Annotated in this window: 16 protein-coding genes; 13 read left to right on the top strand and 3 right to left on the bottom strand. The window is 66.9% G+C overall.

Annotation, left to right across the window (positions count from 1 at the left end):
• Positions 1 to 160: 160 nt before the first annotated feature.
• From ACZ5VQ_RS36935 to ACZ5VQ_RS36910, 6 genes are all read left to right on the top strand, one after another.
• Positions 161 to 991, top strand: coding sequence for a mycofactocin-coupled SDR family oxidoreductase (locus ACZ5VQ_RS36935; protein WP_469108773.1), 831 nt, complete (start codon positions 161 to 163; stop codon positions 989 to 991).
• Positions 992 to 1,009: 18 nt separating this feature from the next.
• Positions 1,010 to 2,479: an aldehyde dehydrogenase gene (locus tag ACZ5VQ_RS36930; RefSeq protein WP_469108772.1), complete on the top strand. Its 1,470-nt coding sequence runs from the start codon at positions 1,010 to 1,012 to the stop codon at positions 2,477 to 2,479.
• Between the two features lie 1,048 nt (positions 2,480 to 3,527).
• Complete coding sequence (locus ACZ5VQ_RS36925) at positions 3,528 to 4,754, top strand: cytochrome P450 (RefSeq protein WP_469108771.1); 1,227 nt, start codon at positions 3,528 to 3,530, stop codon at positions 4,752 to 4,754.
• A 142-nt stretch (positions 4,755 to 4,896) separates the two neighbouring features.
• Positions 4,897 to 5,727, top strand: coding sequence for a mycofactocin-coupled SDR family oxidoreductase (locus ACZ5VQ_RS36920; protein ID WP_469108770.1), 831 nt, complete (start codon positions 4,897 to 4,899; stop codon positions 5,725 to 5,727).
• Positions 5,728 to 5,859: 132 nt separating this feature from the next.
• Positions 5,860 to 7,317, top strand: a complete 1,458-nt coding sequence (locus ACZ5VQ_RS36915) for an aldehyde dehydrogenase family protein (protein ID WP_469108769.1) — start codon at positions 5,860 to 5,862, stop codon at positions 7,315 to 7,317.
• 125 nt (positions 7,318 to 7,442) lie between these two features.
• Positions 7,443 to 7,910: a nuclear transport factor 2 family protein gene (locus ACZ5VQ_RS36910; RefSeq protein ID WP_469108768.1), complete on the top strand. Its 468-nt coding sequence runs from the start codon at positions 7,443 to 7,445 to the stop codon at positions 7,908 to 7,910.
• A gap of 178 nt (positions 7,911 to 8,088) precedes the next feature.
• On the opposite strand, the gene ACZ5VQ_RS36905 is transcribed toward ACZ5VQ_RS36910, so the two are convergent.
• Positions 8,089 to 9,141, bottom strand: a complete 1,053-nt coding sequence (locus ACZ5VQ_RS36905) for an LLM class F420-dependent oxidoreductase (RefSeq protein ID WP_469108767.1) — start codon at positions 9,139 to 9,141, stop codon at positions 8,089 to 8,091.
• Between the two features lie 423 nt (positions 9,142 to 9,564).
• Positions 9,565 to 9,792 carry a TfuA-like protein gene (locus ACZ5VQ_RS36900; protein WP_469108766.1) on the bottom strand — a complete coding sequence of 76 codons (228 nt, stop codon included), beginning with the start codon at positions 9,790 to 9,792 and terminating at the stop codon, positions 9,565 to 9,567.
• 250 nt (positions 9,793 to 10,042) lie between these two features.
• Here ACZ5VQ_RS36900 and ACZ5VQ_RS36895 point away from each other — a divergent pair, with 250 nt between their 5' ends.
• The gene (locus ACZ5VQ_RS36895; protein ID WP_469108765.1) at positions 10,043 to 10,291 is read left to right on the top strand and encodes an HNH endonuclease; all 249 of its coding nucleotides are present in this window, start codon (positions 10,043 to 10,045) and stop codon (positions 10,289 to 10,291) included.
• Positions 10,292 to 10,445: 154 nt separating this feature from the next.
• On the opposite strand, the gene ACZ5VQ_RS36890 is transcribed toward ACZ5VQ_RS36895, so the two are convergent.
• Entirely contained in the window at positions 10,446 to 11,174 is a 729-nt protein-coding gene (locus ACZ5VQ_RS36890) for a GntR family transcriptional regulator (RefSeq protein ID WP_469108764.1), read from the bottom strand.
• 620 nt (positions 11,175 to 11,794) lie between these two features.
• Between ACZ5VQ_RS36890 and ACZ5VQ_RS36885 the strand changes: the two genes are divergently transcribed.
• From ACZ5VQ_RS36885 to ACZ5VQ_RS36860, 6 genes are all read left to right on the top strand, one after another.
• Positions 11,795 to 12,841, top strand: a complete 1,047-nt coding sequence (locus ACZ5VQ_RS36885) for an ABC transporter permease (protein ID WP_469108763.1) — start codon at positions 11,795 to 11,797, stop codon at positions 12,839 to 12,841.
• On the top strand, positions 12,841 to 13,788 hold the full coding sequence (locus ACZ5VQ_RS36880; RefSeq protein ID WP_469108762.1) for an ABC transporter permease: 948 nt from the start codon (positions 12,841 to 12,843) through the stop codon (positions 13,786 to 13,788). Before ACZ5VQ_RS36885 ends, ACZ5VQ_RS36880 begins: the two co-directional genes overlap by 1 nt.
• A 42-nt stretch (positions 13,789 to 13,830) precedes the next feature.
• On the top strand, positions 13,831 to 14,751 hold the full coding sequence (locus tag ACZ5VQ_RS36875) for an ABC transporter ATP-binding protein (protein ID WP_469108761.1): 921 nt from the start codon (positions 13,831 to 13,833) through the stop codon (positions 14,749 to 14,751).
• Positions 14,748 to 15,578 carry an ABC transporter ATP-binding protein gene (locus tag ACZ5VQ_RS36870; protein WP_469108760.1) on the top strand — a complete coding sequence of 277 codons (831 nt, stop codon included), beginning with the start codon at positions 14,748 to 14,750 and terminating at the stop codon, positions 15,576 to 15,578. The genes ACZ5VQ_RS36875 and ACZ5VQ_RS36870 overlap by 4 nt, the downstream gene beginning before the upstream one ends.
• A gap of 291 nt (positions 15,579 to 15,869) precedes the next feature.
• Positions 15,870 to 17,552 (top strand): ABC transporter substrate-binding protein, encoded by a 1,683-nt coding sequence (locus ACZ5VQ_RS36865; RefSeq protein ID WP_469108759.1) that lies wholly within the window; start codon positions 15,870 to 15,872, stop codon positions 17,550 to 17,552.
• A gap of 44 nt (positions 17,553 to 17,596) precedes the next feature.
• Positions 17,597 to 18,907, top strand: a complete 1,311-nt coding sequence (locus tag ACZ5VQ_RS36860; RefSeq protein ID WP_469108758.1) for an NtaA/DmoA family FMN-dependent monooxygenase — start codon at positions 17,597 to 17,599, stop codon at positions 18,905 to 18,907.
• Positions 18,908 to 18,984: the final 77 nt, after the last annotated feature.

Raw genomic sequence — 18,984 nt, 5'->3', positions numbered from 1 at the left:
CGTGTGGACGAAATCTTCCGAACCAAAGCCAGTCAATGATCTGCTCGGTTGCACAAGTATTGTGGTCCAATCTGCCATGTGACAGTCTGAATGCGCTTGTAGCCAGGCATCGATTGACCATGCAAAGTGCCGCGTGTCGACTGGATGGGGCGAGGTTCAGATGGGACGAGTTGACGGCAAGGTCGCGTTCATCACGGGTGCGGCTCGGGGGCAGGGGCGCGCGCACGCCGTACGGCTGGCTTCCGAGGGAGCCGACATCATCGCGGTGGACGTATGCGGCCCGATCGAGCACAGCGTGGCGCCACCGGCCACGGAAGAGGATCTGGCCAAGACGGCTCAGCTGGTCGAGAAGGAAGGTCGGCGGGTGGTCACCCGCAAGGTGGACGTCCGCGACTATGACGCCCTCAAGGCGGCCGTCGACGAGGGGGTGGCAGAGCTCGGGCGGTTGGACATCGTCTGTGCCAACGCCGGAGTGTGGACCTACGGGCTCAGTCATGAGTTGCCCGGGGCCGAGTGGCGGGAGATCATCGACGTCGTCCTGACCGGCACCTGGCACACCACCAAGGCGACCATCCCCATTCTGCTCGCGCGGAACGAGGGCGGTTCGATCATCCTCACCAGCTCAATGGGCGGGCTCAAGGGTGTGCCGCATCTCAGCCACTACATCGCCGCCAAGCACGGCGTCATCGGCCTCATGCGCTCGCTTGCCAATGAGCTCGGCCCGCACAGCATCCGAGTCAACGCTATCTGCCCGGGCACGGTCGACACCGCCCTTGTGCAGAACCAGTCGACCTATGAACTCTTCGCGCCGGACGTAGCGAATCCGACCAAGGAACAGGCGGCCGAGCGGTTCGCGTCGATCACGGGCATGCCCGTGCCGTGGGTCCAGCCGGAGGACGTCGCAGGCGCTGTGCTGTATCTGGCCTCCGAAGACGGTCGCTATGTCACGGGGTCCACGCTGTCCATAGACGCCGGCACGTTCGCGAAGTAGACAGCAAAGGGAGAAGCAATGGGAGAACTGACTCGGGACACCTTGTTCATCGGCGGTGAGTGGGTTAAGCCTGATTCGACACGGACGATCGACGTCATCTATCCGCACACGGAGCAGGTCGTCGGCCGGGTGCCAGAGGCCTCTGTCCGTGACATCGACGCCGCGGTGTCCGCCGCCCGGACCGCGTTCGACGACACGGATTGGGCCCTGCGGCCTCCGCAGGAACGGGCGGAGATCCTGCGGCGATTCGCCGGTCTCTACGCCAAGCGCCTGAACGAGATGGCCGATCTCATCACGCTGGAAATGGGATCGCCGACCGCCTTCTCGCGCATGGCGCAGGCACCCGGTCCGCTCTCGATGCTCACGACCAACCTGGATCTGGCCGAAACCTATCCGTGGGAGGAACAGCGCACCGGTTCGTTCGGTACACCGGTGTACGTGAGGCGGGAGGCGATGGGCGTGGTGGCGGCCATCGCCCCGTGGAACGGCCCGCAACTCGTCGCGATGAGCAAGATCGTCCCAGCGCTGCTGGCCGGTAACACGGTGGTGTTCAAACCGGCGCCCGAGACACCGCTCGACGCCTACCTCATGGTCGACATGTTCATCGAGGCAGGCCTCCCCGCCGGGGTCCTGAACGTCGTGCCGGCCGGTGGTGAGGCCGGCGAGCACCTCGTGTCGCATCCGGGCGTCGACAAGGTGGCCTTCACAGGCTCGACCGCGGCCGGGCGTCGGATCGGGGCGATCTGCGGCGAACAGCTCAAACGGTGCACCCTCGAACTGGGCGGCAAGTCGGCGGCGATCATCCTGGACGACGCCGATCTGGAGCGTACGATGCGGGGCTTGCGTTCGGCGTCGCTGGCCAACAGCGGCCAGGTGTGCGTTCTGCAGTCGCGTATCCTCGCCAGCCGCGAGCGTTACGACGATGTCGTCGAGGCCGTCGCGGGCATGGTCGAAAGCATGCAGGTCGGGGACCCCATGGATCCGGCGACCGAGATCGGCCCGCTGGCCGCGGCCCGGCAGCGCGACCGGGTCAACGGCTACATCGAGATCGGCCTGGCCGAAGGTGCCCGGATGGTGACCGGCGGAACCGGAGCGCCGAAGAGGCTGGACACCGGCTGGTACGTCAAGCCGACCGTCTTCGCCGATGTCTCCAATGACATGCGCATCGCACGCGAGGAGATCTTCGGCCCGGTCCTGGCCGTGATCCCGTACGACGACGTGGATGACGCGGTTCGCATCGCCAACGACAGTGACTACGGGTTGGCGGGCTCGGTGTGGACGCAGGATGCCGACGCTGGCCTGGACGTCGCTCGCCGGGTACGGACCGGGACATACGGTGTCAATCAGTATCGCGCCGAGCGGCGGGCTCCCTTCGGCGGCTACAAGTGTTCCGGCGTGGGGCGCGAGTACGGCGTCGAGGGCATCGACATCTACACGGAACTGAAGACGATCGTTCCGGAGGAAGCTGCCCCGTCGGTTCCGTCCTGATCCGGTTCGGCCAGTGCCAGGCGAGCCGGCGAACGGCCAATATTCTGGGCTCCGATCCACTAATGACGTAGAGCGATACCTGAAATGGCCGTTCGACCAGCTGCAAAATGGATTCAGGTCGACAGGCTGCCTGGCCGCGGTCACCGCCTCTGCGTCGGTGACCGCGGCACCGGCTGCTTCCGGACGCGGTCGCTTGTAGCGCTTCAACATGCCGGATGCCTTCCGCGCCACGGCAGCCGAGCTGGCAAACCCGGCACCGGTCCAGCTTCAAGACGGCTTGATCACCGGGCAGATGCTCCGCGTGGCTGCGGACTCCGATATGGCTACATTCTTAGATCAGTCCCAGTCATTCGACAGGTATGTACCTCAATATATATGTGAACTAGTTGACTTGATATTGACGTAATCACTACAGTCATTTTTAGTTTGCGGCGCAGCCACATGACTGAGTAACAGGTGCCTGTGCCGAGTCAGGTGGCCGTGTGGGCGATGAGGGAGAACGCAATGGGTGGGCTGGACGGCCGCGTTGCGATCATCACCGGAGCCGGGAACGGCCTGGGCCGCTCAGACGCACTGCTGTTCGCGCGCGAAGGCGCCCAGGTGGTCGTGAACGGCCTTGGGCACGACCCGAGGCGTTACCGGGTGTGGCCGAACGCCGTCACACCCGAAGCCCGGAACTGTCTCAGCGACCGCCGGCCCGCGGGAGAAGTGCGACGAGCCGGAAGACGACAGTCAGGTCCGGGACCCGCGGCAGCCCGGCGGCGTATCGCCGACGGTCGCCTGCCTTGCCATCGCCGACCGCATGATCACCGGCGGCTCTTTCCAAGTACCCGACGAACTCCCACCGCACTACCGACCGCTGGCCGTGACCGAAGGGGATGCGGGCGACAAGCGCTGGATGGTCGGCGAACTGCGCGCCTTCCACCAGGACACCCGCCGCGATCTGAAGTCTCCCCGGGGGGCCCGATGGGGCCGCCGAGAATCCGTGGACAGTGAAACCGGCCGTCGTCTGTGCGTGCGGCCCTGATACCCAGCGAAAGGATTCCCGATGTCAGTGCTCAACGACGACAACGCAGCGATGCGCTGCCCGGCGCACGTGCCGGCCGAGGTTGTGAAGGATTTCGACTACCACACGGATCCAAGCTTCCTCGCCGACCCGTGGGCGGGTTTTGACGCGGTCCGCGACGCGCGGGTGTTCTGGACGAACTCCCACGGCGGGTACTGGGTGATCACGGGAGCGGAGGACATCCGCGAAGCATCCCAGCACCCCGAGTACTTCTCGAGCGAGACCCGGTCCAACGCCAACGACCTCAGCCCGAGCCGGAAGGCCGGCGGTGCGCGACGGCTGATCCCGGTCGGCATCGATCCGCCCGAGCACGGGCGGTACCGGCGCCTGCTGATGGCACCGTTCTCGCCCACCTCGGTGGGCGAGATGAAGGAGCGCATCGCCGAGGTCTGCGAGCAGCTGGTGGCCGATCTCGCCCCGCGCGGTGGCTGCGACTTCCTGCACGAGTTCGCTCAGCCCTACCCGACGATCCTGTTCACCGGGATGCTCGGCATCCCGGCCGAGCGGGCCGAGGAGTTCCTCAGCTGGGAGGACGACATGCTCCACGGCGATCCGGACCGGATCGCGTCAGGAACGCGTAACGTCACGGCCTACTTGGACCAACTCATCGACGAAGTGACCGAGCGCCCGAAGCCCGACCTCATAAGCTTCCTCGTCCAGGGCAAGGTCGGTGGCCGGGACATCACCAAGCAAGAGGTCCTCGACACCTGCATGCAGCTGTTCCTCGCGGGCCTGGACACGGTGTCGACCGCGCTGGTGTCCATCTTCAAGTACCTCGCCGAACACCCGGAGGACCGGCGACGGCTGGTGGAGGACCCCGCCGTGATCCCGGCCGCAGTCGAGGAACTGCTGCGGCTGACCGCGTTCGTGAACGCGTCCCGCACCGTTGCGCAGGACGTCGAGTTCGCCGGTGTCAAGATGAAGAAGGGCGACCTGGTCCTGCTGTCGACCGTGCTGGCCTCGCGTGATCCCCAGGTGGCGGCCGACCCCACCGTAGCCGTGCTCGACCGTCAGACCAATGTGAACCCGGCCTTCGGCGGCGGCCCGCACCGCTGCCTCGGCTCGCACCTCGCGCGCGCCGAGATCACCACAGCGCTCTCGACGTGGCTCGCCCGCATCCCGGATTTCAGCGTCGACAGCGACCAGCCCGTGACGTACCACGGCGGCGGGGTCATGGGCTCGGACCGGCTCAGCCTGGTGTGGCAGTAGCGAAGGGTTTCCGGGCAGGGCCGCATCATCCCGACCTTGCGGTCGCTTTGTTCGAGACCCCAACCACAACCCGAACCCGAACCGAGGGCCTGGGCCTACCCCGGTCCTGCTGAGTGGATCCAACGAAGGGACAAAGAAGGCAATGGGAACTCTCGACGGCAAGGTCGCATTCATCAGTGGTGGAGCTCGCGGCCAGGGCCGGTCACACGCGGTCCGGCTGGCCGAAGAGGGCGCCGACATCGTCACGTTCGACATCTGCGAGTCGCTCGACACGGTCGCCTACGCAGGGGCGGACGACGCGGACCTCGCGGAAACCGTGAAGCTCGTGGAGACCCTCGGCCGCCGAATCATCGCTCGCAAGGCGGACGTCCGGGATCAGGCCGCGGTGCAGGCGGTGCTCGACGAGGGTGTCGCCGAGTTCGGCCGGGTCGACATCGTGCTCGCCAACGCCGGCATCATGCCCATCATCGGTGAGCAGGCCCGGCGACGTCAGGCGTGGCACGACGCGGTCGACATCATGCTCACCGGTGTGCTGCACACCTGTGAGGCCGCGATTCCGCGCCTTATCGAGCAGGGTGAGGGCGGCTCCATCGTCATCACGAGCTCCACCGCGGGGCTGAAGGGGCCGATCCGGGAACTGGCCGTCAAGAATGACGGGTTCCTCGGTTACGTCGCGGCCAAGCACGGCGTCGTCGGTCTGATGCGCGCGTACGCGAACTCTCTGGGCCCGTACGGGATCCGGTGCAACACCCTGCATCCCACCGGCGTCAACACCCCGATGATCGCCAACCCGGAGTTCGCCGAGTTCAGCCAAGTACAACCGAGTCTGGGGGAGGCCATGCACAACACGCTGCCGATCCCGATGGTGGAGGCGGTCGACATCTCCAACGCGATCGCCTACCTGGTGTCCGACGCGGGACGCTACGTCACCGGGGCCGCCATGCCGGTCGACGCCGGAGCGCTCGTCTACTAGGACGCGTCGCATGAGTCGGCTGGGCGCAGCGGTCCTGATCTGTTGCGCCTTGCCATAGGCAGATCGAGCGCGTACCCGGTCGGGGCGGTGCAGCGTCACGTCTGAAGCAGTGCGCGCCGAGAGAGGAAGACCATGGACAGCAACGAGGGCCGTCTGTTCATCGACGGGGAACTACGGGAGGCAAGCGGCGGCCGAAGGTTCGAGGTGATCGATCCGAGCGACGAGTCGGTCGTGGGTACCGCCGCCGACGCGACCGCCGACGACGTCGCGGCTGCCGTCACGGCCGCGCGCACGGCGTTCGACACAACGTCGTGGTCGACCGATCACGCCTTCCGCAAGCGGTGCCTCCTGCAATTGCAGAAGGGGCTCCGCAAGGAGGCCGCCGGGTTCAAGGAGCTCAACGTCGCCGAGGCGGGCCTGTGCGCGAGCGTCGGCGGCCTGATCGACGGTGCCATCGAGGAGATGTCGTTCTCGATGGACCTCGTCGACTCCTTCGGCTGGGAGGAGGAGTTCCCGCCGTACGAGGCCTTCGGTATGCGCAGCCTGCGCACCGTGCGGTACGAGCCGTACGGTGTCGTCGGAGCGATCACCCCGTGGAACGCGCCGACCATGCTCAACCTGTGGAAGCTCGTCCCCGCACTCGCGACAGGCAACACCGTGGTGCTCAAGACAGCGCCGGAGACCCCGCTCGCGGGCGCTGCTCTCGCGCGGGTGATCGCCGAGCACACCGACATCCCGCACGGCGTCGTCAATATCTACAGCTCGTCGGACAACGCCGTCGGCGGTGACGGGCTGACCGGCGACCCGCGCGTCGACATGTTCCACTTCACCGGTTCGACCAAGATTGGGGAGCGTATCGCCGAGCGTGCCGCGAGGGGCGTCCGGAAAGTCGTGCTTGAGCTCGGCGGCAAGTCCGCGAACCTTTTCCTGGAGGACGCCGATCTCGACATCGCGGTGCCGTACAGCGCCTTCATGTGCATGCTGAACAGCGGACAGGGGTGCACCCTGGCCACCCGGATGGTCGTCCACGAGAGCCTCTACGACGAGGTCGTGGAGCGGCTGACCGCGGCGGTCGCGGCGCTCCCGATGGGCGACCCTCGCGACGTCAACAACGTCGTCGGTCCGATCATCCGGCGGGACCAGGTCGACAGGATGGACGGGCTGGTCCAGCGCGCGAAGGAGCAGGGCGCCCGGGTCCTCGTCGGCGGGAAGCGGCCGGACCGCGACGAGGGCTTCTGGTACGAGCCCACACTCGTCGTCGACGTCGCCGAGGACGCCGAGATCGCCCAGACCGAGGTGTTCGGCCCGGTGCTCTCAGTTCTCAAGTACTCGGGCGGGGACGACGAGGCTGTCCGGATCGCCGACAACACCATGTACGGCCTGTCCGGATACGTACAGACCCGCGACGTCGAACGCGGCAAACGGATCGCCCGCAGGATGCGGACGGGCACCGTCAACGTGAACAACTCGATCTACAACGCTCCGGACACCCCGTTCGGCGGCTACGGGGCGAGCGGCCTGGGGCGTGAGCACGGCATCGACGGCTGGCGGGAGTTCCTCCAGGCCAAGACGATCGCCACCCCCGCTTGATCGACCGCCGCAGGTCTTGATCTCGTAACGCGCAAGGGGGGTCCCGACATGGTATGTGCGCCTATGGGTGTGCGGTGTATGCACATATCGTCGCGCTCGTATCATCACGATGACAAGGACGAATCATGACTGCGATCTCTCCCGACCTCGACGTCCTGACGAGCGAACGCGAGATCACGAGGCTCGTGTACAACTACTGTCACGGCATGGACCGTCGGGACATGGATCTGTTCCTCGGCATCTGGACCGACGACGCGGTCTACGCGACCAACACGACGATGGGCGAGTTCGTCGGCAAGGCCGAGATCGAGCGTGGCGTCCGGGAGACCATGTGGCCGACGTTCAAGACAACGCACCACTGGACGGTCAACCTCGTCATCGATGTCACCGGCGACACGGCGAAAGGCATCTCCAACCTCACCGCCCAGTGCGTGCCCATCAGCGGGGGTGCCACGATCGTCGCGGCCACCTATCACGACGAGTTCCGTCGGCAGGACGGCACCTGGCTGATGTCGAAGCGGGGCATCGAGGTGCACCACTTCTCCGACCTCGTAGGCGCCGACTGGGACTCACCGAGCCCGCACGTCGCCTGATCCGCCATCGCCCTATCCACCGTCGCAGGGCCCAGCTGGGAGCAACATCGCCGCCGGGTCCTACGCCGTTGCCGCGAGAGTGGACTACCCGCCCGGCATCACCGAGGAGCGTGACGAAGGCTGCCGGCCGCCGGCTCGCGATGGCGGTTAGCCGCTCGGAGCCACGGGCTCCGAGCGGCTAACCGCAGAAATTCTTGAGCGTCTCCACCGTGCGAACGCGGTCCTCGTGGGCATCCGCCAGAGGCACGACATTGATCGTTCCGACGCCGCTCGCGGCGAAGGCGGCGATTCGATCCTTCACCTCGCTCGCGGAGCCGATGAGCGACACTCCGCGCACCAATTCCTCCGGCAGGGATGCTGCTGCCTCCTCCTTCCGGCCCGCGAGGTAGAGATCCTGCACATGGCGTGCCGCGTCCTCATAGCCGAAACGGCAGAGCAGCGCATTGTAGAAGTTGCGTCCGCGTGCGCCCATGCCGCCTGTGTAAAGGGCAAGGTGGCGGCGGACCTTCATGATCGCTCGGTTCTGCGCATCGAGATCGTCAGTGATTGCCACATGCGTGTCGGCGATGACATGGAGCTCTCCGAGCTCTGGACTCCGCCGGGCCGCACCCTCTCGTAGAGCGTCACCGAACGCGGCGTCTGCTCGCTCCGGGTAGTAGAACAGCGGCGCCCATCCCTCGAAGAGCTCGGCAGCAAGAGTCACGTTCTTCGGACCCATCGCTGCCAGGAACATCGGGATGCGCGGGCGGACCGGGGTGTTGATGAGCTTCAACGGCTTTCCGAGGCCGGTGCCGCCACGCTCTGTGCCGAGGGGCAGCTGGTAGTGCTCGCCGCTGTGTTCGAGCGGCTCTCGTCGCCAGATTGTGCGGCAGATCCCCACGACCTCACGCGTGCGCCCGAGCGGCGCGTTGTACGGAACGCCGTGGAATCCCTCAACGACTTGTGGGCCCGAGGCGCCGATGCCGAGTAGGAAGCGGCCCTCGGACACCATGTCCAGCCCCGCGGCGGTCATCGCCAGAAGGGAGGGCGTGCGGCTGTAGATGTTCAGGATCCCCGCCGCGAGCTTCACTGTCGACGTACGCCCGGCGAGGTACCCGAGCTGGCTCACAGAATCAAACGTGTACGCCTCCGCAAGGAAGACGGTGTCCAGCCCCGCGTGCTCCAGGTCCGTCAGCTCCGCAGCCGCACGTCCGAAGTCGCTGCTGTAAGGCAGTGGCATTCCCAAGTACACAAGTTCTCCTGTCGCCCGGAGCTGCGAGGTTAGTAATGACAGACATACCAGTTCATGCAAATGAGGAGTGATTGAATCTAAGAATAGATGCCAGCCAGTGTGCCTGGCACCACTCAATCAGTCTCCGAAGAGATTACAATGATTCTCGACGGTAGTGCCCTATGTTCCTCGAACGACGTCTGAGCAGGGTCGGAGACTCGCGCAGAGGTCGCCGAAGTGCCGGTCCTCTCGCGCTGTTCGGCCAGCCATCCGGCGAACTCCGTCTCGCCCTGGCGGCGGCAGACGGACCGCACCGCGGCCGTAGTGCGCTGCGGAAAGTAGACCGCGCGCAGCGCCGCCAGCAGATGGGCGGCCCGCTCGCCGTCGAGCACCCGGGCCGACCGGGCCAGCTGAAGGAGTTCCGGAGGTTGACCACCGGCCAGGTCAGCGCGTGCCACTCTCCGTCCGGGGCCTGCCCGACCGCCACCTCGTCGTCGCCGTCGATCTCCCCGAGGCGTAGGCCCTGTAGACGCGGCCGACCCCGAGCATCCCGTACGGCCCCAGTTCGGCCGCCCGCAGCGCGCCGATGCTCGCCGCCCCGATCGCCCGGACCCCTCGGCCCCTCACGGCCAGGGTCTCCTTATGGCGCAGCGCCGGCGCCTGGTGATACACCCCGTCGACCCTGCGGCCAGGCGCTTAGAGGGCGTTTGATGTAGGCGAATTGCCGTTTATTTCCTAGTATGGCTTGGTCAGGTCGGTTGTGGTGGTGCGTGTCCTGCGGGCCCGGTGTGGCGTTGAGGGTGTGTGACTCCGGACGGGATTGCTGTGGTGCGTGGGGAGAAGGAAACCACTGGTCGCCCGCTTCGGCGGGATACCGCTCAAACGACAGCGCACAGCGACACTCAGTGATCTTAAAACCGTCATGGCCAGCAGCAAGCGCAACGAGCTGATCCACCGACTCCTTGCCGACTGCTGCGAGATCTGCGAAGCCCGGACGAACCTGGAAGTGCATCACGTCCGCAAGCTCGCCGACCTCAACAAGCCCGGACGGCGTGAGAAACCGGCATGGGTCTACCTCATGGCCAAACGGCGACGGAAAACTCTCGTGATCTGCCGCCAATGCCACGAGGACACCCACGCCGGGCGGTCGACCACGACGATACGGAAGTGACCACTGGAGAGCCGGATGCCTGGAAATCGGGCCCGTCCGGTTCGGGAAGGGGCCGTCGGAAAAGGACCCGAGCCACGGGAACCTCGTCGGTGGCCTACTTCACTCGGAGGGGGCCAGGGCCCAGCAATGGGCTCCGGCTACCCGACCAGCACACCTAGTCGGAGATGACGGGGCCGTCCACGCCGAGGCGGCTGGCGGTGAAGCTGACCCGGTCGGCGCGCCAGTGCGAGTACGCGAACTCCTGCGGGACTCCGTCGGCGTCGTGGACCACCTGCTCCTTGACCAGCCCGGGCGTGCCCTCGGGGGCCTCCAGCAGTCGGCACGTGCGCGAATCCAGCACGAGCGCGTTGATGGCCGTGTCCACGCGCCCCACAGGTGGGCCCCAGACGAACTCGAACGCCGTGTCGAGGTCGAGCGGCTGACCCCATCCACCGTCAGGTCGCAGCGCGCTGTGGTAATAGGCGGCCCGCACCCCTAGAGGCTTGCCGCCCATCGAGTAGATGTGCTCGATCATGCCGACCTCGCTGGCATCGGTGCACAGCCTCTCGCGGATGAGGGCCGTCGACGGCACGACTCTGTCCTCGAGTCGCTGCACCGCCATCCCGTCGGGCTGATGCCGCCCCGGCACGGGATCGAGCGGGATCTGCACGAGACCGCCCACAATCGTCGTGCCGACGCGCGGTACCCGCTCCACGACCCCGAGCGAGGCCAGCATCTGCAGGCCCTCGCGCACCGCGTTGCGGCTGGTGGCCAGCTCATGGACGAGTGCGTCCTCGCTGAGACGATCGTCGGGCAGCAGCAGGCCGTCCCTGATGGACGTGCGCAGGAGGTCGTGCACGCGGCGCGGCGATCTCTGCAACAGCTCCGCGTACTCCCGACGCATACGAAACAGAGCGGCAGCCCCCTTGTTCATAGCTCCGCCCCGTCTCGATCGACGTCGCTTCCGAGATCTGCGGGGTACGCGTTCATGTCAGCTCCCTTGTGTCCGCAGGCCCTTATCGGCCGACACGCGAGCCGACAATCCGACCCGGTGGCGGCGTGGCCCGAACGTACGGCGCAACTGTTTCGCGGGTATTTCCTGGGCCCGCCGCTGAATATTCTTTGGGTGCGGACACCGTCCGGGCCGGGCCGTTCGCCCGGCCCGTCAGGCGGCGCGAGAGGCCACGGCGTGAGCGTCGCACGGGGAGCTGTCCTGTGCGCGGCCGAATGTCCGAGGCATCCGTCCCGCCCCTGTCCGGCCGCCCCTCCGCGCCTCGATGACCAGCAGGTTCGCAGGCTCCCCACGAGCGGTGGCACGCAACCGACGTGAGGCAGGACCGGACCGGTGGGGAGCGTGCGAGATCCCTTGCGCACGACGCGGCGCGCGGTCGTGAACCAGCGCAAACGGCGCGGAACGTCGGGGATATTGCTGCGAAACAGCCGGTTCATACTCTCGACCCACTCGATGAAGGGAACTGATTGGCACTCCGCCGGTCAGCACATCTCGAACCTCCGGAGTGGCGAATGACAGTGATCTGGCGCCGGAATCGCTGGTGGATAAGCCGTGTCGCCGTGCTTCCAGTACACCTGTTCCTGTTTTCGATCGTGGTCTTCTTCCTCGTACGGCTGATCCCTGGTGACCCCGTGTCCACGATGACGGCGGGACAGCCCGTGACGCCTGAGCAGATCGCGAAGGCACGCGAGTCACTCGGTCTCAGCGGGAGTCTCTGGGAGCAGCTGACGACCTATCTCGGGCATGTCGCCACCCTCGACTTCGGCAGCTCGATGATCACCGGCGTCCCGGTCGGCTCCGACCTGGCACACCGGATTCCCCAGACGATCGAGCTCGCGGCGATCGCCATGGGCGGATGCCTGCTGCTCACCGTGGCCGCCTCGCTGTTCGTCCTGCTGCGCCCAGGCAGCATCGTCGCCAAGGCGCTGACGCAGTACGCACGCACGGCGGGCGCGGTGCCCGACTTCGTGCTCGGCGTCGCCGCGATCTACGTCTTCTACGCGGTGCTGCACTGGGCACCGGCCCCGCTCGGCCTCTACGACAGCCTGATGCAGGGGCCGCCCGAGATCACGTCGTTCCCCCTGCTCGACGCGATCCTGTCCGGCCGCTGGGATCTCGTGTCGTCGATCGCCGGGCATCTCGCCCTCCCGGAGCTGGTGCTGATCGTCACCCACACACCGTTCCTGATGAAGCTGTTCGTCCGCGCGGTGCAGGACTCCTGCGACGCACCGGCGACGCGGTTCCGGATCGCCTCCGGCGCGTCGAGGGTGATGGTGCTGACCAGCATCATCCGTCGGTCGTCGCCATCGGCGATCGCCATGTTCGGCACCATGTTCGGCACCCTGCTCGGTGGTGCCGTGGTGATCGAGCAGCTGTTCAGCCTGCCGGGTCTCGGCTCGTTCGGCATCGCCGCCGTGAACACGGCCGACCTGGTGTCGCTGCAGGCCTTCCTCCTGCTCATCGCAGGGATGTCCCTGACGGTCTTCCTGCTCGTGGACATCGTCAACATGCTGGTCGATCCGCGGCGCCGCCCCGGCGCCACAGAAGGGGCAGTCTGATGTCGCAGATCGAGGACACCACCGTCGGTGTCGATGACACGACCATCGTCGGGGCGCGCCAGGCGCCCGAGCCGACTCCGACCGAGGCCGCCGACGCCGCGGCTCCGACCGTAGTGGAACCCCGTCGTCCCCGGCCGCTTCAGCGGCTGACCAGGTACGGAGCCCTCGTCCCGGCTCTCCTCTTCCTCCTGCTGGCCCTCGTCGGACCGTGGATCACGCCATGGAGCGCGACGCAGGCCGTGGCAGGCCCGCACATCAAGCCAGGCGGATCGCACTGGTTCGGCACCGACTCCTCCGGGCTCGACATCTTCTCCCGGGTCCTGGCGGCAGCGCGCAACGACATCCAGATCGCCCTCACGACAGCGGTCATCGCCACCGTGGTCGGCATCTCGCTCGGTCTGCTCATCGGCATGAACGAGTCCAAGGGGCGCCTGCTGGGCCCGCTGGCCCGCTTCATGGCCCGCGCCCTGGACCTCATGCAGGCCATCCCGACCGTGGTCATCGGCCTGGTACTCGTGGCGTTCTTCGGTGCCAGCGTCCGCACCCTCATCATCTCGCTGGCCGTGATCCTCTTTCCCATCCAGGCCCGACTCGTGCGCACGGAGGTGCTGCGGGTCCGCAGCGAGGCCTACCTCGACGCGGCCCGTATGGCAGGCGAGAGCGAGTTCCGGCTCACCGTGCGCCATGTCCTGCCGAACAGCAGCTGGCCCGCCCTGGAGAACTCCACCGTGCTGTTCAGCGTGGCCATCCTGATCACGTCCGCGCTCGGATTCCTCGGGGTCGGGCTGCAGCCTCCGACGCCCGAATGGGGCTCGATGATCGCGGGCGGTGCCTCGGACGCGGCCGTCGGCCGATGGTGGTCTGGGCTGTTCCCCGCCCTCGCGATGACGCTCTGCGTCGTGGCGTACTCCAATGCCGGCCATCGCCTCATCGGCAGGCGGCATTGATCCGGGCCAATGGCCGAGGTGACGACATCACGAGGAGCTGCCATGTCTGAGATCGCACTCAAGGAAGCGACGACCCCCGCCCAGCAGGAAGAAGACGTCACGCCGCCGCTGCTGGCCGTGACGGACCTGACGGTGCGATACGGCGCCTCGGGGCCCCGTCCGGTGACGGCGCTGGACGGTGTGAGCCTGACCATCGACCGCGGTGAGCGGGTCGCGCTCGTCGGCGAGTCCGGGTCGGGCAAGACCACCATGGGTCTCGCCGTCGCCGGTTTCCTCACGGGTCCCGACGTGGAGATCACCGCCGGAACCGTGACGTTCGACGGCGCCACGCTCGCCCGTAGCGAACGTTCCCGCGTGCCACGTCGGACACCGGGCATGTCGATGATGTTCCAGGACGCCATGACGTCCCTCGATCCGGTGTGGACGATCGGCAGCCAGCTGCGAGCGGTGCTGCGCGCCAACGACAAGCTGACGCGCAAGGAGCAGAAGGACCGGGCTCGGGAATGGCTGACCCGGGTCGGACTCACCGACACCGACCGGGTGATGAAGGCCCGTCCCTACGAGCTGTCCGGTGGCATGCGCCAACGCGCCATGCTGGCGCTCGCACTCGCGGGCAGTCCCCGGCTGCTGATTGCCGACGAACCGACCAGCGCTCTCGACGCCTCGCTCTCGCGCGAGGCGATGGAGCTGCTCGTCGAGCTGACCGACGACTTCGGTGCGTCGCTCCTCATCGTCAGCCACGACATCCACCTGTGCCAGGACTACGCGGACCGCACGATGGTGATGTACGGAGGCCGGATCGTGGAACACGGCGCCTCCCGGACTCTCGCCGAGACGGCGACCCACCCTTACACCGTCGGGTTGTTGCGCTGTATCCCGACGCTCGAGAGCGCGAACCTCGACGAGTTGCCGACTCTGGCGCGCGTCGCAGCCGAGCTCGCCGCGACGGGAGCGCAGCGATGACCCTCACCGAACAGACACCTCAGCGTCGTGACACCTCGTACTCGCTGCTCGAAGTCGACAGTGTGTCCAAGCACTTCGGCGGTCGCGGCCACGGCAGGTTCACGGCGGTGGACGACGTCTCTCTGACGTTCGACTCGACCAAGATGATCGGCATCGTCGGAGAATCCGGATCGGGCAAGTCGACGCTGGCGCGCATGATGGTGGGCCTCGAACGTCCCTCGTCGGGCAGTGTCACCCTCAACGGCCGTGAGTTGGTAGGGCTGTTGGCCGCGACGCGGACCGACCGCGTCTACGCCCGGCGCACCCTGCAGTTCGTCGGGCAGGAAACCACATCGTCGTTCGACCCGCGCCGGACGCTGCGCGACGCGGTGCGCCGCCCGGCGACCCTGCTGCACGGACTCGACGAGGAGGCGGCCGACGCACAGGTCGACAGCGTCCTGGAACGGCTCGGTCTCTCGCCCGCACAGGCCGACCGCTATCCCTCCGAGGTGTCCGGCGGTCAGCGCCAGAGGTTCGCCCTGGCCCGGGGGATGGTCGTCTCGCCCCGGCTGCTCGTGTGCGACGAGGTCGTGTCCGCGCTCGACGTCTCCGTGCAGGGCTCGATCCTCAACATGCTGAAGAAGTACTGCGCCGAGGAACAGGCGGGTCTCACGTTCGTGTCGCACGGGCTCCCCGCCACCGCGTTCATCGCCGACGAACTCGTCGTCATGTACCACGGAAAGATCGTCGAGCACGGGCCCACGCAGCGAATTATCGACGCGCCCGAGCACCCCTACACAATGCGTCTGCTGGACGCCTACCGGGGACACACCACGCCCGCGGCCTAGGGCTGGATCTTCGGGCAATTCCCTTCCGGCGCAACAGACTTGTAACTCGGAAGAGCTGCCGCTGTGGCGGGCCTTTTCCGGTCCGGAAAGGGACTCGCAAGTGGCGCAATAGAGCGTAACTGGTGCGGGCCCGGCCAGAAACACCGCACGTCAAGAGTAATACCAGAGCCGCAGGGAGCCGGGGGCCGGTTATTCGAGCCCGCTCCGCGGAGCGCAGAAGACCTTCAAGGACCCGAAAAGACCTTTCAAGGACCCGAATTCGGGCCCGCACACCGCAAGGGAAGTTCTCCGATGACAAGACGCGCCAGCACCGCCGGCGTCTCCCGCCGCAGTCGTCGTACGACGAGCGCCACGCTTCTCCGCCTCGCCGCCCTCACCGTCAGCACGACGATCGCGCTGACCGCGTGCACGAGCGGCGGCAGCTCCGGCAGCGCCGAGACCACAGCCAACACGTTGCGGGTCGTCGCCCCCGACAGCACGCTCGGCTGGGCACCGGACAACGGCGCGCCCTCCCACGAGGCCCAGATCAACACGCAGGCCACGCTGCTGCGCAAGCCCTACGTCAAGAGCTCCAAGAGCGACTCGCTGCAGCAGGACGTGAACACGTTCGACGGATACCTGGCTTCGGGGTACAAGGTCAGCGACGACGGCCGCACCTACACGTTCACCCTCAAGGACGCGATCAGCGCCGCGGGCAACCACCTGACCGCCGACGACGTGATCTACAGCTTCACGCGGAAGTTCGAGAGTCCCAAGGGCAATGGTCCGGCGGTCTGGACACCGGTCATCACCAGCATGAAGCAGTTCAAGAAGATCGACGACCACAAGGTCAGCATCACCGTCGCCAACCCCGGATACGGCACGACCCTGCTCGCGCTGCTCTCCGACCGTACGACGCAGATCTACGACAGCAAGCTCCTCAAGCAGCACGCGACGGACAAGGATCCCTACGCGGTGGTCTGGTCGTCGGAGAACCCGAACCACGGGTTCGGACCGTACAAGGTGAAGTCCGACACGCCTGGCGTCCAGGTGGTCCTTGAGGCGAACCCGAAGTTCGTCCTCGGCGCGCCCAAGATCAAGAACATCTCGATCAAAATCGTGGCCGACGCGGGCACACGTGCCAACGCGGTGCGGAACAACCAGGCCGATCTCGCCGAGAACCTGCTGCCCGCGGACATGACGGACCTCAAGTCCAGCGGTTCCGGGGTCAAGCTCGCCGCGGTCGACAGTCCGAACCAGTTCATCATGATCCCGCTGGTCACCAACAAGGCGCCGTTCAACGACACCGCCGTGCGGCAGGCCTTCGCCTACGCGGTGCCTTACCAGAAGATCATCGACAACGTCTATCACGGCCTCGCGCAGCGCAACGGCCCGTCGTTCCTGCGCAGCGACGCTCCCGGCTACGACGGATCCGGCTTCACCGACTTCACCTACGACCCCAAGAAGGCGAAGGCGATGCTCGCGGACGCCGGCTTCGGCAGCGGCGTCTCCTTCACCCTGACCGTGAGCGCCGCCGCCCCCGACATGCAGCAGGCGGCGATCCAGATCCAGACGTACGCCAAGGCCGCCGGGTTCGACGTGAAGATCAACCAGCAGCCCGATGCCGCGATCACCGCAGGCCGTGCCGAAGGAACGTTCCAGGCCTGGGTGCTGCGCGACAGCGCCACCACCCTCACGCCGTCGTACGAGCTCGGCATCTACACCGGCAAGGACAGCCCGAACAACCTCGCCAAGTGGGAGGCCTCCGACTTCTACGCCGCCAAGACCAAGGCCGACGCCGAGGCCGACCCGACGACCAAGGCCGCGGGCAAGGCCTTCAACGCCACGGAGCGGATCCTGATCAACCAGGCGCCCATCGTCTTCATCGCACAGATCCAGCCGGACAAGGCGATGCGTTCGACCGTGGACGGCTTCGCGTGGCGGTCGGACAACCAGACCGACTTCTCCGCCATGTCCCTCTCGTCCGCCAAGTAGTCCGCCCAGTCCTCGTACAGGGCTCGTCTAAGGAGTGCACGACCATGTTTCGTCTCGGATGGTTTCTCGGCAGCGGCTTCGGCATCCAGCCGCCCTGGCACGGCCCGTGGGCCGGCACCAACGGCACGGACTGGATGAAGCCGGGGTTCTACGTGGACCTGACGACGGCGCTGGAGCGCGCGGGCTTCGACATGCTGTTCATCGAGGACTCGTCGATGGTCGAGGACACCTACGGAGGGTCGATGGAGGCGACCCTGAAGTACGGCCGGATGGCGCCGAAGAACGACCCCATGCCGCTCATCCCGCTGCTGACCAGCGCCTCCAAGCACATCGGCGTGGTCGGCACGATCTCGACGATCCAGTACCCGCCGTTCATCGCCGCGCGGCTGATGACAACGCTGGACCACCTCACCGAGGGCCGGGCCGGGGTCAACGTGGTCACCTCGGTGAGCCACCGGGTGGCCCAGAACTTCGGCTACGACCAGCACATGGCGCACGCCGACCGCTATGCCATGGCCGAGGAGTGGATGGACGTCGTCAGCGCCCTGTGGGAGTCCTGGGATCCCGACGCGGTGCTCATGGACCAGGACGAGCCCCGCTACGTCGACCACACCAAGGTCCGTCCCATCCACCACGAGGGCAAGCACTTCAAGGTGCGCGGGCCGCTCAACACCGTTCCGGGACCTCAGGGGCGGCCCGTGGTCGCGCAGGCGGGGAACTCCGTACCGGGCCGGGAGCTCGCCGCCCGGCACGCGGACACGATGCTCGCCCTCGCCGAGGATCCCGCGGCGATGAAGGCGCTCCGCCAGGACATGGACGAGCGGCTCATCAAGCACGGCCGTAAGCCGCAGGACCTGAAGATCCTTTTCATGGCCCTGCCGACGCTGGGCGAGACGGACGCCGACGCCCAGGAGGTGTTCGACCGTACCGATGCCCTCAGGTTCACCCCCGAGGCCATCGAGAACCGGCTGTGGGACATGTCGTACACGAGTGGGGGCGCCTTCGACTACTCCAAGTACGACCTCGACGGCCCGGTTCCCCAGCAGCTCGGCAACGGCGAGACCACCACGGCCAAGGCGAGGCTCAAGGGCACCGAGAACATGACCCTGCGCGAGATGGTCACCCGGCAGGACCGCTACGGCATGAAGTTCGTCGGTTCGCCGGACACCGTCGCCGCGCAGATGGGCGAGGCCATGGAGGAGGCCGGCGGTGACGGGTTCCTCATCCGCGGACCGATGACCCGCCGCTACATCAGCGAGATCGCCGACGGTCTGGCACCCGCGCTGCGCAAGCGCGGGCTCATCCGCAACGGGTACACCCACCCGACCTTCCGCGAGAACCTGCTTGAGTTCTGACCTCACCGGGGCGGGGGGGGGGGGGGGGGGGGGGGGGGGGGGGGGGGGGGGGGGGGAGGGGAAGGGGGGGGGGAGGG

Source organism: Streptomyces sp. NPDC033178 (assembly GCF_055577685.1).
Note: the sequence above shows the minus strand (reverse complement) of the source record. Positions and strands in the feature narration are given on the sequence as shown.

Bases quoted from the DNA above. Each gene is read 5' to 3' on its own strand.
- ACZ5VQ_RS36860 (WP_469108758.1), top strand. From the start codon at position 17,597: ATGTTTCGTCTCGGATGGTTTCTCGGCAGCGGCTTCGGCATCCAGCCG.
- ACZ5VQ_RS36880 (WP_469108762.1), top strand. From the start codon at position 12,841: ATGTCGCAGATCGAGGACACCACCGTCGGTGTCGATGACACGACCATC.
- ACZ5VQ_RS36885 (WP_469108763.1), top strand. From the start codon at position 11,795: ATGACAGTGATCTGGCGCCGGAATCGCTGGTGGATAAGCCGTGTCGCC.
- ACZ5VQ_RS36920 (WP_469108770.1), top strand. From the start codon at position 4,897: ATGGGAACTCTCGACGGCAAGGTCGCATTCATCAGTGGTGGAGCTCGC.
- ACZ5VQ_RS36935 (WP_469108773.1), top strand. From the start codon at position 161: ATGGGACGAGTTGACGGCAAGGTCGCGTTCATCACGGGTGCGGCTCGG.
- ACZ5VQ_RS36925 (WP_469108771.1), top strand. From the start codon at position 3,528: ATGTCAGTGCTCAACGACGACAACGCAGCGATGCGCTGCCCGGCGCAC.
- ACZ5VQ_RS36875 (WP_469108761.1), top strand. From the start codon at position 13,831: ATGTCTGAGATCGCACTCAAGGAAGCGACGACCCCCGCCCAGCAGGAA.
- ACZ5VQ_RS36915 (WP_469108769.1), top strand. From the start codon at position 5,860: ATGGACAGCAACGAGGGCCGTCTGTTCATCGACGGGGAACTACGGGAG.
- ACZ5VQ_RS36870 (WP_469108760.1), top strand. From the start codon at position 14,748: ATGACCCTCACCGAACAGACACCTCAGCGTCGTGACACCTCGTACTCG.
- ACZ5VQ_RS36890 (WP_469108764.1), bottom strand. From the start codon at position 11,174: ATGCGTCGGGAGTACGCGGAGCTGTTGCAGAGATCGCCGCGCCGCGTG.
- ACZ5VQ_RS36895 (WP_469108765.1), top strand. From the start codon at position 10,043: ATGGCCAGCAGCAAGCGCAACGAGCTGATCCACCGACTCCTTGCCGAC.
- ACZ5VQ_RS36910 (WP_469108768.1), top strand. From the start codon at position 7,443: ATGACTGCGATCTCTCCCGACCTCGACGTCCTGACGAGCGAACGCGAG.
- ACZ5VQ_RS36930 (WP_469108772.1), top strand. From the start codon at position 1,010: ATGGGAGAACTGACTCGGGACACCTTGTTCATCGGCGGTGAGTGGGTT.
- ACZ5VQ_RS36865 (WP_469108759.1), top strand. From the start codon at position 15,870: ATGACAAGACGCGCCAGCACCGCCGGCGTCTCCCGCCGCAGTCGTCGT.